This is a genomic window from Nocardioides sp. Z22_16 (assembly GCF_058134365.1).
Map to the genome: position 1 here is coordinate 774,861 of NZ_JBYTTI010000001.1, position 15,043 is coordinate 789,903.

General features: G+C 72.5%; 13 protein-coding genes. 3 read left to right on the top strand and 10 right to left on the bottom strand.

Annotated elements, in window-relative coordinates; all coding sequences use genetic code 11:
- Positions 1-30: 30 nt before the first annotated feature.
- Entirely contained in the window at positions 31-570 is a 540-nt protein-coding gene (gene pyrE, locus AC3X7R_RS03740) for an orotate phosphoribosyltransferase (protein ID WP_489964217.1), read from the bottom strand.
- A 41-nt stretch (positions 571-611) separates the two neighbouring features.
- Between pyrE and AC3X7R_RS03745 the strand changes: the two genes are divergently transcribed.
- Complete coding sequence (locus AC3X7R_RS03745) at positions 612-1,820, top strand: pyridoxal phosphate-dependent aminotransferase (protein ID WP_489964218.1); 1,209 nt, start codon at positions 612-614, stop codon at positions 1,818-1,820.
- Here the strand turns inward: AC3X7R_RS03745 and AC3X7R_RS03750 are convergent.
- The 3 genes from AC3X7R_RS03750 to clpB form a co-directional block, all read right to left on the bottom strand.
- On the bottom strand, positions 1,811-3,274 hold the full coding sequence (locus AC3X7R_RS03750; protein ID WP_489964219.1) for an outer membrane protein assembly factor BamB family protein: 1,464 nt from the start codon (positions 3,272-3,274) through the stop codon (positions 1,811-1,813). The two genes, AC3X7R_RS03745 and AC3X7R_RS03750, sit on opposite strands and share 10 nt — an antisense overlap.
- 34 nt (positions 3,275-3,308) lie before the next feature.
- Positions 3,309-4,418 carry a hypothetical protein gene (locus AC3X7R_RS03755; RefSeq protein ID WP_489964220.1) on the bottom strand — a complete coding sequence of 370 codons (1,110 nt, stop codon included), beginning with the start codon at positions 4,416-4,418 and terminating at the stop codon, positions 3,309-3,311.
- Between the two features lie 70 nt (positions 4,419-4,488).
- Complete coding sequence (gene clpB / locus AC3X7R_RS03760; RefSeq protein WP_489964221.1) at positions 4,489-7,083, bottom strand: ATP-dependent chaperone ClpB; 2,595 nt, start codon at positions 7,081-7,083, stop codon at positions 4,489-4,491.
- A gap of 173 nt (positions 7,084-7,256) precedes the next feature.
- On the opposite strand from clpB, the gene AC3X7R_RS03765 reads away from it, so the two are divergent.
- Positions 7,257-7,802 carry a response regulator gene (locus AC3X7R_RS03765; protein WP_489964222.1) on the top strand — a complete coding sequence of 182 codons (546 nt, stop codon included), beginning with the start codon at positions 7,257-7,259 and terminating at the stop codon, positions 7,800-7,802.
- Entirely contained in the window at positions 7,799-8,584 is a 786-nt protein-coding gene (locus AC3X7R_RS03770) for a pentapeptide repeat-containing protein (protein ID WP_489964223.1), read from the top strand. The genes AC3X7R_RS03765 and AC3X7R_RS03770 overlap by 4 nt, the downstream gene beginning before the upstream one ends.
- Before the next feature lie 9 nt (positions 8,585-8,593).
- On the opposite strand, the gene AC3X7R_RS03775 is transcribed toward AC3X7R_RS03770, so the two are convergent.
- The 6 genes from AC3X7R_RS03775 to AC3X7R_RS03800 form a co-directional block, all read right to left on the bottom strand.
- Entirely contained in the window at positions 8,594-8,851 is a 258-nt protein-coding gene (locus tag AC3X7R_RS03775) for a hypothetical protein (protein WP_489964224.1), read from the bottom strand.
- 50 nt (positions 8,852-8,901) lie between these two features.
- Positions 8,902-9,348: a heat shock protein transcriptional repressor HspR gene (locus AC3X7R_RS03780; RefSeq protein WP_489964225.1), complete on the bottom strand. Its 447-nt coding sequence runs from the start codon at positions 9,346-9,348 to the stop codon at positions 8,902-8,904.
- Positions 9,349-9,350: 2 nt separating this feature from the next.
- A complete protein-coding gene (dnaJ, locus tag AC3X7R_RS03785; protein ID WP_489964307.1) occupies positions 9,351-10,517 on the bottom strand; it encodes a molecular chaperone DnaJ in 1,167 nt (388 codons plus the stop codon).
- Between the two features lie 73 nt (positions 10,518-10,590).
- Positions 10,591-11,244: a nucleotide exchange factor GrpE gene (grpE, locus tag AC3X7R_RS03790; protein ID WP_489964226.1), complete on the bottom strand. Its 654-nt coding sequence runs from the start codon at positions 11,242-11,244 to the stop codon at positions 10,591-10,593.
- Positions 11,241-13,094: a molecular chaperone DnaK gene (gene dnaK, locus AC3X7R_RS03795; RefSeq protein ID WP_489964227.1), complete on the bottom strand. Its 1,854-nt coding sequence runs from the start codon at positions 13,092-13,094 to the stop codon at positions 11,241-11,243. The genes grpE and dnaK overlap by 4 nt, the downstream gene beginning before the upstream one ends.
- 184 nt (positions 13,095-13,278) lie before the next feature.
- On the bottom strand, positions 13,279-14,976 hold the full coding sequence (locus tag AC3X7R_RS03800) for an ABC1 kinase family protein (RefSeq protein WP_489964228.1): 1,698 nt from the start codon (positions 14,974-14,976) through the stop codon (positions 13,279-13,281).
- Between the last annotated feature and the right edge of the window lie 67 nt (positions 14,977-15,043).

Genomic DNA, 15,043 nt, shown 5'->3' on the forward strand with positions numbered 1-15,043 from the left:
TGAGACTGTCTAGCCGCTCCGCGGGAGCGGTCAGCGCGTGACCGCGTCGAGCTGCGCCTTGGTGAGCACCGGCCGCACCTCGAGGCCGACGTCGGCCAGCGGGTTCTCCCCCGCGGGGCTCCGGTCGATGGCGCAGACCACGACCTCCACCACCGCCCCGGCGGCGCGCAGCTCACGCGTCGCGTCGCGGACCGCGCCCCCGGTGGTGATGACGTCCTCGATCAGGGTGACCCGCCGCCCCGCCACCTCCGGGCCCTCGGCGAGCTTGCAGGTGCCGTACTCCTTCGCCTTCTTGCGCACGAAGAGCGCCGGCAGCCCGGTCCGGGCGCTGAGCATCGTGGCGATGGGCACGCCGCCGAGCTCGAGACCCCCGAGCAGCTCGGTCCCCTCCGGCAGCAGGCCCACCATCTGCTCGACCACCCGGGCCAGCAGCTCGGGACGGGCCTCGAAGAGGTACTTGTCGAAGTACTCGGTCGCCTGCTGACCGGACCGCAGGGTGAACTCGCCGGTGAGGCGGCAGGTGGCGTCGATGTCGGCAGCCAGGCCGGGATCGTGGATCGCGTCGCTCATGGCGAGATCCTCGCACTGCCCGCCGGGCTACGCTCGCGGGCATGCGTCCGCACGCCAAGCGACTCGACGGGATCCCCCCGACCATCTTCACCCGGATGTCGGCCCTGGCGACCCGCACCGGAGCACTCAACCTGGGGCAGGGGTTCCCCGACGAGGACGGCCCCGCCTCGGTGGTGGAGGCCGCCCGCCGGGCGCTCGCCGAGGGCCGCAACCAGTACGCGCCCGGGCCGGGCGTCCCCGAGCTGCGGGCCGCGATCGCCCGGCACCAGGAGCGGCACTACGGGCTGAGCCCCGACCCCGAGGGCGAGGTGGCGGTCACCACCGGCGCGACCGAGGGGATCGCCGCGGCGCTGCTCGGGCTGGTCGACCCCGGCGACGAGGTGGCGGTCCTGGAGCCGTACTACGACTCCTACCTGGCGATGATCCAGATGGCCGGCGGGGTGCGCCGGCCGGTCACCCTGCGCGCCCCCGACTTCCGGCTCGACGCCGAGGCGCTGCGGGCGGCGGTCACGCCGCGCACCCGGGTGCTGCTGCTCAACACCCCGCACAACCCGACCGGCACCGTGCTCACCCGCGCGGAGCTGGAGGAGGTGGCCAGGGTCGCGGTCGAGCACGACCTCGTGGTGGTCACCGACGAGGTCTACGAGCACCTGGTCTTCACCGGCCACGAGCACGTCCCGCTGGCCACGCTGCCCGGGATGTGGGAGCGGACGCTGACGCTCTCCAGCGTAGGGAAGAGCTGGTCGTTCACCGGCTGGAAGGTGGGCTGGGCGACCGGCCCCGCCGACCTGGTCGGCGCCCTGGTGGGGGCGAAGCAGTGGCTCACCTTCACCTCCGGCGCCCCGCTGCAACCGGCGGTCGCCCACGCGCTGGACACCGAGTCGGGCTGGCCCGCCGAGCTGGCGAGGTCGCTGGAGCGGCGCCGTGACCTGCTGGTCGAGGGGCTCGCGGCGGCCGGGCTGGCGCCGTTCACCCCCGAGGGCACCTACTTCGCCCTCACCGACATCCGCGCGCTCGGCTGGCCTGACTCGATGAGCTTCTGCGAGGCGCTCCCCGAGGTGGCGGGCGTGGTCGCGATCCCCCTCCAGCCCTTCTACGACGACGTCGAGGCGGGGCGCCACCTGGTGCGCTGGGCCTTCTGCAAGCAGCCCGAGGTCATCAGCGAGGGGGTACGCCGCCTGGCCGCGGCCGACCTGCACGTCCGCGACCGGCAGCAGACCGGACCGTCGGCGTCCCGGGGTCAGCGGTAGAGCTGGGCGAAGACCTTGTCCCCCGGGCTCGAGGTCAGGGCGTGGACGAGCACGCTCTGGTCGTGCAGGTAGACGTGGGCGGCGTCCAGGTCGTAGCGGGCCGCCCCCGTGGTGGGCAGGTCCCAGCTCCGCAGCTCCTCCCCCGTCGCCGCGTCGAGCTCCCAGAGGCGCTTGTCGTAGTCCACCTCGCTGACCACGTACACCCGGTCGGCGTCGGGCGTGGTCGCGGCGACCCGCACGACGCCCTTGAGCGCCTTCGCGCTCCCGGGGACCGACCAGGTCCACTCCCGCTCACCCGTGGCGAGGTCGAAGGACCCCACGGACGGCTCGGTCGCGTCGCTCCAGAGGGGACTGACGACCCGGGAGTCGCCCAGGTGCAGGCTCTCCACGCCGGCGGCGAAGCCGGGTCGCTCCGCCTGCGAGGCGGCCGCCACCAGCCCGGGACCGGTGAGGTCGCCGGTCTCCGGGTCCAGGAGGCGGAAGCGGACGGTCTTCTCCTTGCGGCCCTTGAGCTGGTCCACGAGGAGCCTGCGGTCCTCCGGCAGGGTCAGCAGCTCGCCGCCCCGGCCGGCCCCGGCCTCGTCGCCGGCGGTGAGCTCGAGGACCGGACGCCGCCACAGCACCTCGACCTCGTCACCCTCCACCCGGAACCCCACGAACTGCTGGAGCTCCCGGCGCTCCCGGTCGCTGAGGCCGTAGTCGCCGGCGGCGAAGAGCGCCACCAGGACGTCCGAGCCGGCCGGCGCGAAGAAGCCCCGGAGGCTGGGCTTGGGGATCTCGACGAGCTCGGTGGCCTGCGCCAACAGCGTGGAGCCGCCGTCGGGGTCGATCCGGTGCAGCGCCGTCGTCTCGTCGAACCAGTGGGCGACCCCGTCGACCCGGACGAGCTCGGAGTTGTCCTCCAGCCCGAACGTGCTCGGCGACACGTACTCCTCGACGACGGAGCCGTCCGAGAGCGCGTGCACCGTGAAGTACCCGCACCCGACCGTCGGCCCGTGGTTGACCACCACCACCTCGGCGTCGGGAGCGGGGTGGACGACGTCGCAGACCAGGTGCCCGGTCCCGTCGTCGGCCCGGTAGCGCTTGGCCTTCCACACGACGCTCGCGTCGGTGAGGTCGACCGCCGTCACGGCCTGCGCCGGGTCCGGCAGCACGACCAGGTCACCGGCGAACGCCAGCTTCGGCTTGTCGCCGAACTCGGGGTTGCGGGGCACCCGGAGCGCGCCGACCGGCTGGAGCCGCTCGGCCTCCAGGGGTTCGGCGACCATCCCGGTGTGGTCCGCCACGGCGGTCGGCGACGCGGTCGCGGCGTCGGACCCCTCCCGGCCGCCGGTGTCGCCACCGGTGTCGCCGCCGGTGTCGTCGGCGGTGCAGGCGGCGGTGCCGGCCGCGAGCAGCAGCGCAGCGGCAGCGACCCGCCGTCGTGCGGGCCGGCGCAACGTCGGTCCCCCCATGGTGTTCCCCCTCGATGAGACAGCAGGGAGGAGGCTACTGCGGGGGCCGCGGACCTGCGAGCCAGGTCCGGACGTCGGTGCGCCGCAGCAGCACGATGACCAGCACGGCCGCACACGCGGGCAGCGCCATCACCGGGCTGGAGACCGCGGCGACGAAGCAGCCGAGCGCGGCACCGACCGAGAGCACCAGCAGGAGCGTGCCGGACCAGGGCACCCCCCGCACCAGCAGGACCGCGGCGACCACGGCCGCCAGCGACCAGAGCACCACGAGACCGCCGAGGGTGTAGGTGCTGGCGAGCAGCACCGACTCGGTGACCCCCTGCTCGGCGAGCTCGGGCTGCTGCCGCTCCACCTCCTCCATCAGCTGCTCGGGGGAGGCGGCCAGCACCAGCACGCCCAGCGTCGTGACCAGCAGCGTGAGCCCGGCGAAGATCCAGGTGAGCAGGGCGGCGGCCAGCACCACGTCGGGGCGCTTGCCGCGGGCCGCGGGCCGGCCGGGATCGCCCGGCGCCTGCTCGGGCAGCCAGCCGGGACGGTCCCCGAAGCCCTGCACCGGACGCCCCTCGGTCTCCCCGACCTCGCCGGCCGGGACCTGAGCACCCGCCGGCGGGCTCGGCAGACTGGGCGGGGCGTACGGCGGCGGGGCCGAGGGGTCGAGGCCGGCCGGGCCCGTCTTCTCCCGGACCGACTCCCGGTCACGGCCGGGCGGGGTCCACTCCTTGCCGTTGAACCAGTCCCGGGCCGGCTGCAGCCAGAGCATCAGCGACGCGGCCGCCACCAGGGAGGACATGAAGCCGCCCGTCACCACCCCGGCCACGAAGAGCGGGCCCGCCAGCACGGTGAGACCGACCCGGGCTCCCCGGTGGCGGCGCAGCGCGTGCCAGCCGAGCACGGCGGCGGCGGTCGCACAGCCGGCCGTCACCATGGCGGCGATGCGGAGGAACTCCATCACCGTCTCCGGCGTCCAGCCCAGGGTGTCGCCGGGAGGATCGGCCAGGAAGGAGTCGATCGCCTCCCGGGTCTCCAGCGAGCGCAGCCCCCCGATGACCTCGAAGACGCTCCCCACCACCAGCACGGAGCCGACGATGATCATCCAGCCGGCGAGGGTGACCTGGGGCGGGCGCGGGTGGGTTGGGGAGCTCACGCGGCCCATTGCACCATGTCGCACCCAACCCGATCCCCGGCGGTCGCCGCCCGCCCCCGGCCGGTCCCGCTCAGCGGTGCAGCACCAGCCCGTCGGCGCCGACGTCCACCTTGACGACGTCCCCGTCGGTGACCTGGCCGGCGATCAGCATCCGGGCCAGCGGGTCGCCGATCGAGGTCTGGATCAGCCGGCGCAGCGGCCGGGCGCCGTACGCCGGGTCGAAGCCGACCTCCGCCAGCCACTCGCGGGCGGCCTCGCTCACCTCGATGGTGATGCGCCGGGCGGCCAGCCGCTGCTCGAGCAGCGTCAGCTGCAGGTCGACGATGTGCGCGAGCTCCTCGCGGGTCAGCGCCTCGAAGATCACGATCTCGTCGAGCCGGTTGAGGAACTCGGGCTTGAACGAGGAGCGCACGACCGCCAGCACCGAGTCCCGCTTGGCGTCGCGGTCCATCGTCGGGTCGACCAGGAAGTTGGAGCCCAGGTTGGAGGTCAGGATCAGCAGGGTGTTGCGGAAGTCCACGGTGCGCCCCTGGCCGTCGGTGAGCCGACCGTCGTCGAGCACCTGGAGCAGGATGTCGAAGACCTCCGGGTGCGCCTTCTCCACCTCGTCGAGCAGCACCACGCTGTAGGGGCGCCGGCGCACGGCCTCGGTGAGCTGGCCGCCCTCGTCGTAGCCGACGTAGCCGGGAGGGGCGCCCACCAGACGCGAGACCGAGTGCTTCTCGGAGTACTCGCTCATGTCGATGCGGACGATGGCCCGCTCGTCGTCGAAGAGGAAGTCGGCCAGGCTCTTGGCCAGCTCGGTCTTGCCGGTGCCGGTCGGGCCGAGGAAGAGGAACGAGCCGGTCGGCCGGTTGGGGTCGGCGATCCCGGCCCGCGAGCGGCGCACGGCGTCGCTCACCGCGCGCACGGCCTCGCGCTGTCCGACGAGCCGCTTGCCGATCTCGGCCTCCATCTCCAGCAGCTTGGCGGTCTCGCCCTGGAGCATCCGGCCGGTCGGGATGCCGGTCCAGGCCTCCACCACCTCGGCCACCTGCTCGGCGCCGACCTGGTCGCCGACCAGCGGCTCGAGGGTGGAGCCCTCGGCGTCGGCGGAGGCGGCCAGGGCCTGCTCGAGCTGGGGGATCTGGACGTAGAGGATCTCCGAGGCCTTGCGCAGGTTCTCCTCGCCGCCCTCGCGCTGCAGCTTCTCCGCCTGCACGCGGACGGCGTCGAGCCGGCGCCGCAGCTCGCCCTCACCCTCCAGCGACGACTTCTCCCGCTCCCAGCGGGCCTCGAGGGCGCGCAGCTCCTCCTGGTCGTCGGCCAGCTCGGTGCGCAGCGCGGCGAGCCGCTCGGCGGAGGCCTCGTCGGTCTCCCGGGCGAGGGCGAACTCCTCCATCTTCAGCCGCTCGACGCGGCGGCGCAGCTGGTCGATCTCCTCCGGCGAGGACTCGATCTCCATCCGCAGCCGGGAGGCGGCCTCGTCGACCAGGTCGATCGCCTTGTCCGGCAGCTGGCGGCCGGGGATGTAGCGGTCGCTGAGGGTGGCCGCCGCGACCAGCGCCGCGTCGGTGATCCGGACCCCGTGGTGGGCCTCGTACTTCTCCTGGATGCCGCGCAGGATCTGGATGGTGTCCTCGACGCTGGGCTCGCCGACGAAGACCTGCTGGAAGCGGCGCTCCAGGGCGGGGTCCTTCTCGATCCGCTCCCGGTACTCGTCGAGCGTGGTCGCACCGATCATGTGCAGCTCGCCGCGGGCCAGCATCGGCTTGAGCATGTTGCCGGCGTCCATCGAGGAGTCGCCGCCGGCGCCCGCGCCGACGACCGTGTGCAGCTCGTCGATGAAGGTGATGATCTGCCCGCCGGCGTCCTTGATCTCCTCCAGGACGGCCTTGAGCCGCTCCTCGAACTCGCCGCGGTACTTCGCGCCCGCCACCATCGCCGCCAGGTCGAGGCTGAGCACCCGCCTGCCCTTGAGCGAGTCGGGGACGTCGCCGTCGACGACCCGCTGGGCCAGGCCCTCCACCACGGCCGTCTTGCCGACGCCGGGCTCGCCGATCAGCACCGGGTTGTTCTTGGTGCGGCGGCTGAGCACCTGCACCACGCGCCGGATCTCCGCGTCGCGCCCGATGACCGGGTCGAGCCGGCCCTCGGCCGCCGCGGCGGTGAGGTCGACGGAGTACTTCTCCAGCGCCTCGTAGGTCGACTCCGCGTCCTGGCTGGTCACCCGCCGGTTCCCGCGGACCGCGGTGATCCCCTCGCGCAGTCCCTCGGCGCTGAGGCCGAGGTCGGTGAGCACCTTCTGCGCGGAGGACTCCACCGTGACCAGGCCGATCAGCAGGTGCTCCGTGGCGACGTAGTCGTCCTTGAGGGAGCCGGCCAGGTCGATCGCGGAGGCCAACACCCGGGTCAGCGCGGCCGACGCGGCGGGCTGCTGCACGGTGGAGCCGGTGGCCCGGGGCAGCGCCTCCTGGGCCTCCACGGCGCGCGCCAGCGCGATCTCGGGCTCGACACCGGCCTTGGCCAGCAGGCTGCGCGCGATGCCGTCATCCTGGCGGAGCAGCGCCACCAGCAGGTGGATCGGCTCGGTCTGGCTGTTGCCGCCGGTGGTGGCGGCGAGCTGGGCGGCCTCGATGGCCTCCCGGCTCCGGGTGGTGAACTTGTCGGCTCCGAACTGGCTCACGGGTGACCTCCTGCTTCCCTTGCGGAACGTGTGACGACTGTGGACGACATTCTTCTCAACGCCGGAGAAGTTGAGTCTGTTCCACTCAACTTTGCGTTTTGGCGATTCAACCTGCGCCGAGGGTGGACGCGTGGCACCATTGGTCCGCTGACGCACGACACGTGGAGGAATTGGTGAAGCTGTTTCGAGGCAACTCCGACGCCGGCCGGGCTGCGGAGCCGACGCCGGCTGTGGTGGAGAGCCCTGAGCCGTCTCTCCTCTCCGAGAAGGACCGCGGACCCATCCGGGTGGTGATCGTCGACGACGACGAGGAGGTGCGCTTCGTGCTGCGCATCGCCCTCGACTCCTCCGGGTTCGAGGTGGCCGGCGACGCGGGCGACGCCGAGTCCGCGATGGCGATGATCGCCGCGGAGAAGCCGGACATCGTCCTGCTCGACCTGCACATGCCCGAGATCGGCGGCCTGGAGATCATCCCCCTCATCGCCGAGGACTCCCCGCTGAGCCGGGTCGTGGTCTGCTCCGCCATCAGCGCCACCTACATGACCGAGGCCGCCCTCAAGGAGGGCGCCTGGGGCTACATCGTCAAGGGCGTCTCGGCCAAGACCATCACCGAGCACCTGCTCCGGGTCTACGAGGCCGGGGCCGTCCGCCCGATCCGCCCCTACCCCCTGGGCCGCGACTTCGAGCACCGTGACCACGGGGTCCGCGTCGGTCGGTGAGACCTCTCGAGCTCGTCGCCGACTGCAGCCGGTGCACGGGGCTCTGCTGTGTCCTGCTCCCCTTCCGAGCCGCTGACGGCTTCGGGGTCGACAAGCCCGGCGGGCCGCCCTGTCACCACCTGGCGGCCGACGACCGCTGCTCGATCCACGCCGTCCTGCGCGAGGAGGGGTGGCCCGGCTGCACGGTCTTCGACTGCTTCGGGGCCGGACAGCACCTCACCGAGGTGACGTACGCCGGGCGGACGTGGCGCGACCCGGGGGCCGACCGCGCCGAGATGGCCGCCGTGCTCTCGGTGATGCGGATGCTGCACGAGGCGGCGAGCCACCTGCTCGAGGCCGAGCGCCGCGCCGCCGCTGACGAGGTCGCGGCGATGCTGGCACGGGTCGTCCCGCTCACCGAAGGGACCCCCGAGGAGCTGCTGGCCGTCGACCTCGAGGAGGTGATGGCCGAGGTCTCGCAGGTGCTGCGCGCGGCCTCCAGGAGGGTCCGCGCCCGCGAGGAGGGGCCCGGCCTCGCGCGCGCCGACCTGGCCGGCCAGGACCTGCGCGGCCGCGACCTGCGCGGCGCCGACCTGCACGGCGCGCTGCTCATCGCCGCCGACCTGCGCGACTGCGACCTCACCGACGCCGACCTGCTGGGGGCCGACCTGCGCGATGCGAAGGTCCACGGCGCCCGGCTCGCCGGCGCGCTCTTCCTGACCCGTCCGCAGGTGGCCTCCGCGCGCGGGGACCAGCACACGACGCTGCCCGAGGGCTTCGGGGCGCCAGGGCACTGGCGCTGACCGGCACCGTCAGGAGTAGCGGTGACTCTTGGCGGCGTGGCCCTTCTCGCGGGTGCACGACTTGCCGCCCATGTTGCGGTGGCCGCAGAGCTCCTCGGCGGCCTCCGCGGCCGGGGCAGCGTCGGCGGGCTTCGGCCGCGTCGTCTTCGCGGCGGCGGGCGCCACCGGGGGCTTCGCCTTCGGCTTGGCCGGCGCGCTCCCGGCCCGCTTCATCGTCTGCTCGTAACGGGCCTCACGCATCGCCCGCAGGTTGTCCATCTTGCTCATCGGCGTCTCACGGGCATGAGGCTACGGGAACCCGGCGACACGACCGCAAGTCAGTGCGGGGTGCGACGCCAGACCACCAGGGCGGACGGCGCCTGAGCCTGCCGCAGCACCGGCAGCCGGTCGGGGACGCGACCCAGGGAGCCGTCCTGGCTCCGACCACCCCCGGTGGCGCGTCGCAGCGACTCACGGGTCGCGGCGAGCTCGTCCTCCAGTGCCTCGTTGCGCGCCCGCAGGGCCAGCACCTCGTTGTCCAGGTCGAGGATGCGGCGCACCCCCTCCAGCCCGATGCCGGCGCGGGAGAGGTCGGCGATGCGCCGGAGCAGCTCGAGGTCGCGGTGGGAGTAGCGGCGACCGCCGCCCCCCGTCCGGCCCGGGGTGATGAGCCCCATCCGCTCGTAGGTGCGGAGCGTCTGGGGGTGGAGTCCGGTGAGCTCGGCCGCCACCGAGATGACGTAGACGGCAGCCTCCGGCGACGGCGATCCGAGTCCGTCCCTCATCCTCAGCCCCCTTCGAAGAGGTTCGTCCTCAGCGGCCGACCCGCCGTGGCGGCTCGGTAGGCCTCGACCGCCTCACGCGTCGCGGTGTCCACGGTGGCGGGCACCTGCACCTCCACGGTGGCCAGCAGGTCACCGCGGGTGCCGTCGCGCCGGGTCACTCCCTTGCCACGCACCCGGAAGGTGCGGCCGTTGGGCGTGCCGGCCGGGATCTTCAGGGTGACCGGGGCGCCGCCGAGGGTGGGGATCTTGATCTCCGCGCCCAGCACGGCCTCGTCGAAGGCGACCGGGACCTCGAGGGTGAGGTTGTCGCCCGAGCGCCCGAAGACCCGGTGCTTGCCCACCTTGACGGTGACGAAGAGGTCGCCGGCCGGGCCGCCGTTCTCGCCCGGCGCACCCTTGCCCTTCAGGCGGATCCGCTGGCCGTCCTTGACCCCGGCCGGGATCCTGGCCTGGATGGAGCGCGACGAGGTGCCGCGGCCTGAGCCGTGGCAGGTGGGGCAGGGCTCGTCGTAGACCAGCTGGCGGCCGTGGCAGGCCGGGCACGGCTCGTTCATCGAGAAGGCGCCGCCCACCGAGGAGACCACGAACCCCGAGCCCTCGCACTCCGGGCAGACGTGCGGCTTGGTGCCGGGCTTGCCGCCGGTGCCCTGACAGGTGGGGCAGGCGGCGTCGGAGGTCAGCCGCAGCGAGATGGTGACGCCCTCGATGGCGTCGGTGAAGCCGATGGTCGCGGTCGTCTCGACGTCCTGCCCCTTGCGGGCCCGGCTCTGCGGGCGGGCGCGCCCGCCGCCGCCGCCGAAGAGGTCGCTGAAGACGTCGCCGAAGCCCCCCGCGCCTCCGGCGCCGCCCCGGACCCGGTCGCCGAACAGGTCGTTGAGGTCGAACCCGCCGGCGCCGGCCCCGCCCGGGGCGCCGCCGCCGAAGCCCACGCCGGACCCGTAGAGCGAGCGCATCTCGTCGTACTTCTTGCGCTTCTCCGGGTCCCCGAGTACGTCGTAGGCCTCGGCGACGGACTTGAAGGTGTCGTGCTTCTTCTGGTCACCGGGGTTGGAGTCCGGGTGGTTCTCGCGGGCGAGCTTGCGATAGGCCTTCTTGATCGCGGTCTGGTCGGCGCCCTTGTCGACGCCCAGCACCTTGTAGAAGTCCTTGCTCGCCCAGTCGGCTCGCATGCCGTCGTTGCTCACGTGCTCACCCTCCTCCCGTGCTCCATTGCCTCGTGATCAGTGATGGGGTGCGGCGCCGTCAGGCGCCCGGTTCGGCCGGGCCCTCGTCGGTGGCCCCGGCAGCGTCCTCGGACGGCGCCCCCGCGGCCGGGGGGTCGACGACCAGGACCAGTGCGGCGCGGACGACCCGGTCCCCCATCCGGTAGCCCGACTTGGCGACGACCTTGATCGAGGTCTCGGTGACGTCGGGGTCCTCGCCGAGGTGGCTCAACGCCTCGTGCAGGTTGGGGTCGAAGGGCTCCCCGGGCGCACCGAAACGGACCAGCCCGGACTGCCCCACCGCGCGCTGGAGGTGGTCGGCGACCATGGCGAAGCCGCCCTCGACCTCGCCCGCCTCACGCGCCCGGTCGATGCCGTCGAGCACCTCGATCACCGGCGCCAGCGCCTTGTAGGCCGCGTTCTCGGCGACGAGCTGACGGTCCCGCTCGACCCGGCGCTTGTAGTTGAGGAACTCGGCCTGCAGCCGCTGCAGGTCCGCGGTCAGCGCGACCACGTCCTCCTGCGCCTTGGCGGCCTCGGCGCTGGCCGCGTCCAGGTCGCCGACGGCCGGCTCCTCGGAGCCGGCCGGGGCCGGGGCCCCCTCCTGGGAGGGGGCCCCGGCGACGGAGTCGTCGGTCCCGGCGGACTCCGGACGGTCCTGCTGCTGGGCGGACGGGTCGGAGGACTGGGTCACTTGGACTCACCCTCGTCGGTGGCCTCGTCGACGATCTCGGCGTCGACCACGTCCTCGTCCGCCCCACCGGTGGAGCCGTCGCTGCCTCCGGCCGCGGCCTGGTCGGCCTCGGCGGCGGCGTACATCGCGGCACCCATCTTCTGGCTGGACTCACCGAGCTTGGTGACCCCCGCCTGGATGGTGTCGGCGCTGGCCGACTCGTCGGCCAGGGTGGCCTTGAGGGCGTCCAGGTCGCCCTGGACCTCGGTCTTGACGTCCGCGGGAAGCTTCTCGTCGTTCTCGGTGAGGAACTTCTCGGTGGTGTAGACGAGGCTGTCGGCCTGGTTGCGGGCGTCCACCGCGGCGCGCCGCTGGGCGTCCTCCTCGGCGTACTGCTCGGCCTCCTTGACCATCCGGTCGATCTCGTCCTTGCTCAGCGCCGAGCCACCGGAGATGGTCATCGACTGCTCCCGGCCGGACGCGTGGTCCTTCGCGGAGACGTGGACGATGCCGTTGGCGTCGATGTCGAAGGTGACCTCGATCTTCGGCACGCCGCGCGGGGCCGGCGGCAGGCCGGTGAGCTCGAAGTTGCCGAGCGGCTGGTTCTGCGCCCACATCTGGCGCTCACCCTGCGCGACCTTGATCTCCACCGACGGCTGGTTGTCGTCGGCGGTGGTGAAGATCTCCGAGCGCTTGGTCGGGATGGTGGTGTTGCGCTCGATCAGGGTGGTCATCACGCCGCCCTTGGTCTCGATGCCCAGGCTCAGCGGGGTGACGTCGAGGAGCAGCACGTCCTTGACCTCGCCCTTGAGGACGCCGGCCTGCAGGGCGGCACCCAGGGCCACGACCTCGTCGGGGTTGACGCCCTTGTTGGGCTCCTTGCCGCCGAGCAGGTCCTTGACGACCTCGGCCACGGCGGGCATCCGGGTGGAGCCGCCGACGAGGACCACGTGGTCGATGTCCTTGATCGCGACGCCGCCGTCCTTGAGCACCGACTGGAACGGCTTCTTCGTCCGGTCGAGCAGGTCGGAGGTCATCCGCTGGAACTCGGCGCGGGTCAGCTTCTCCTCGAAGTGGAGCGGGCCGGACTCGCCGTGGGTGATGTAGGGCAGGTGGATCGTGGTCTCGCTGGAGCTGGACAGCTCGATCTTCGCCTTCTCGGCGGCCTCCTGGAGGCGCTGCTTGGCGATCTTGTCGGCGGCCAGGTCGACGCCGTTGTTGTTCTTGAAGCGCTCGACCATCCACTCCACGACGCGGTTGTCCCAGTCGTCACCACCGAGGTGGTTGTCGCCGGAGGTGGCCTTGACCTCGACCACGCCCTCGCCGATCTCCAGCAGCGAGACGTCGAACGTGCCGCCACCGAGGTCGAAGACGAGGATGGTCTGGTCGTCGCCCTTGTCGAGGCCGTAGGCCAGCGCCGCCGCGGTCGGCTCGTTGACGATCCGGGAGACGTTGAGGCCGGCGATCTCGCCCGCCTCCTTGGTGGCCTGGCGCTGGGCGTCGGAGAAGTAGGCCGGGACGGTGATCACCGCGTCGGTGACCGGCTCGCCCAGGTAGGCCTCGGCGTCCCGCTTGAGCTTCTGCAGCACGAAGGCGCTGATCTGCTGGGGGGTGAACGACTTGTCGTCGATCTTGGTGGTCCAGTCGGTCCCCATGTGACGCTTGACGGACCGGATCGTCCGGTCGACGTTGGTGACGGCCTGGCGCTTGGCGACCTCGCCGACCAGCACCTCACCGGACTTGGCGAACGCCACGACCGACGGGGTCGTGCGCGCACCCTCCGCGTTGGCGATGACGGTGGGCTCTCCACCCTCCAGGACGGCGACGACGCTGTTCGTCGTACCGAGGTCGATGCCGACAGCACGTGCCATGTTGGGTTACCTCCGTTGTCACCTCCCGGGTGTCTCCCGGGAGAAATCCAGTGAGCGCCATCCTGCGCCGGTCCCGGCCAGTCTGGCAAATTAGTTGAGTCGACTCAACTCAACTTCGCTCACAGAGCACAACGCAGGACCACTCCGGGTTTGTTCCATCCGGAGCAGGTTCCTTTTTCCGGTCTCATCGGTCGCCGGGGCGGGACCGCGGCCGGGCCGCGACCTTCCGGTCGGTGGAGACGATCCAGACTGTCAGCGCGACGCCGGAGAGCACCGCCAGGGTGAAGAAGGTGAGCGCCACCCCCGGCACCCCGAAGATCCTCGGCCCCTCGTCGACCCGCATCATCAGCGAGGCGCCGACCAGCATCGCGGCGATCACCAGGCCCAGGGTGAGCCGGTTGGCGACCCGCTGGAGCACCGTGTGGAGCCGCTCCTCGTCGATGGCGTCGACGCGGATCACGAACTCGCCGTCGGCGAGGTTGTCCATGATCCGGTTGGCCCGCTTGGGCAGCAGCTTGGTGAACTCCTTGGCCTCCAGCGCCGAGGCCATCAGTCCGCCCGCACTCACCTTCATCCCGCTGGTCAGGATGCTGCTGGCGTTGTCGCGCAGCGCCTCGGCCGGGGAGAAGTCGGGGTCGAGGTGGAGGGTGGAGGCGTCGAGGTTGAGCAGCGCCTTGCCGATCATCGACATCTCCGCGGGCGGCCGGAGGCCGTGCGCGCCGGAGAGCCGGCTCAGCTCCACCAGCACCGAGCCGGCCTGCAGCTGCGGGCCGGCGTTGACCGCCTCGGAGACCAGGTGGGCGACCTCGTTGCGGAAGGCGCCCGCGTCGTAGTCGGAGAGCTGGTGCCCCAGCTCGGCGAGCACCGTGGCCGCCTCCTCGCCGTCACCGTCGGTGATGGCGAGCAGCAGGCGGACCACCTTCTCCTGGAGCCGGGGGGAGATCGTGCTGACCATGCCGAGGTCGAGCAGCGCCAGCCGGCCGTCGTCGGTGAGCAGCAGGTTGCCGGGGTGCGGATCGGCGTGCAGCACGCCCTCCGACAGCATCAGCTCCAGGTAGCAGGAGAAGAGCTGCTCGACCACGGGGGTGGTGTCGCGCTCGACCTGGGCCAGCCGGCCCAGCTCGGTGACCTTGCGCCCGTGGATGTGGTCCATGGTGAGCACCCGCCGCGCACAGTGGGTCGGGACCGGCTGCGGCACCACGAGCAGGTCGTAGCCCGAGGTCAGCTCGCCGAAGCGGGTCAGGTTGCGCGCCTCCCGGCGGTAGTCGAGCTCGCCGGCCAGCGTCTTGCGGAACTCGGTCACCAGCTTCTCGAAGCCGTAGCGCCGCCCCAGCTCGGTGCGCTTGTCGGCCAGGTGGGCCAGGCTGGTGAGGGTCTCCATGTCGCCGCGGACCACCTCGCGCGCCTCCGGGCGCTGCACCTTGACCACGACCTCGCGGCCGTTACGCAGGGTCGCGGTGTGGACCTGGCCGAGCGAGGCCGCCGCGAGCGGCTCCGGGTCGAAGCTGCCGTAGAGGTCCTCCAGGGTCCCGCCGAGCTCACCCTCGACGATCTCGCGCACCTGGTCGAAGTCGAAGGGCGCCACGTCGTCCTGGAGCCGGGCGAGCGCCTGGGTGTAGGCGGCGGGCAGCAGGTCGAACCGGGTGGAAAGGAGCTGCCCGAGCTTGATGTACGTCGGCCCCATGGCCTCCAGGTCGCGGGCGAACGACTCCGCGCGGGCGTCGTCGCCCGCGGCCAGGGGCTCGTCGTCGACGCTGAACTCGTCGAGTTCCATCCCCTGCAGCAGGTCCGAGCGGCCGTGCCGGTAGGCAAGCCTCGCCAGTCGCGCGTAGCGACGGGCGGAGGAGGGGGGCGGGGTCGCGGACCGCGTGAGGCTGCTCATGGATGCCGAGGATGCCACTAAACGACGGCTGGTCCGGTTCCCATCCGCCCAGCGGTGCGAATCGGTA

Coding starts and splice junctions, on each gene's coding strand:
- dnaK (WP_489964227.1), bottom strand. CDS start 13,094: ATGGCACGTGCTGTCGGCATCGACCTCGGTACGACGAACAGCGTCGTC.
- AC3X7R_RS03800 (WP_489964228.1), bottom strand. CDS start 14,976: ATGAGCAGCCTCACGCGGTCCGCGACCCCGCCCCCCTCCTCCGCCCGT.
- AC3X7R_RS03750 (WP_489964219.1), bottom strand. CDS start 3,274: ATGGGGGGACCGACGTTGCGCCGGCCCGCACGACGGCGGGTCGCTGCC.
- AC3X7R_RS03775 (WP_489964224.1), bottom strand. CDS start 8,851: ATGAGCAAGATGGACAACCTGCGGGCGATGCGTGAGGCCCGTTACGAG.
- AC3X7R_RS03745 (WP_489964218.1), top strand. CDS start 612: ATGCGTCCGCACGCCAAGCGACTCGACGGGATCCCCCCGACCATCTTC.
- AC3X7R_RS03780 (WP_489964225.1), bottom strand. CDS start 9,348: ATGAGGGACGGACTCGGATCGCCGTCGCCGGAGGCTGCCGTCTACGTC.
- pyrE (WP_489964217.1), bottom strand. CDS start 570: ATGAGCGACGCGATCCACGATCCCGGCCTGGCTGCCGACATCGACGCC.
- dnaJ (WP_489964307.1), bottom strand. CDS start 10,517: ATGCGAGCCGACTGGGCGAGCAAGGACTTCTACAAGGTGCTGGGCGTC.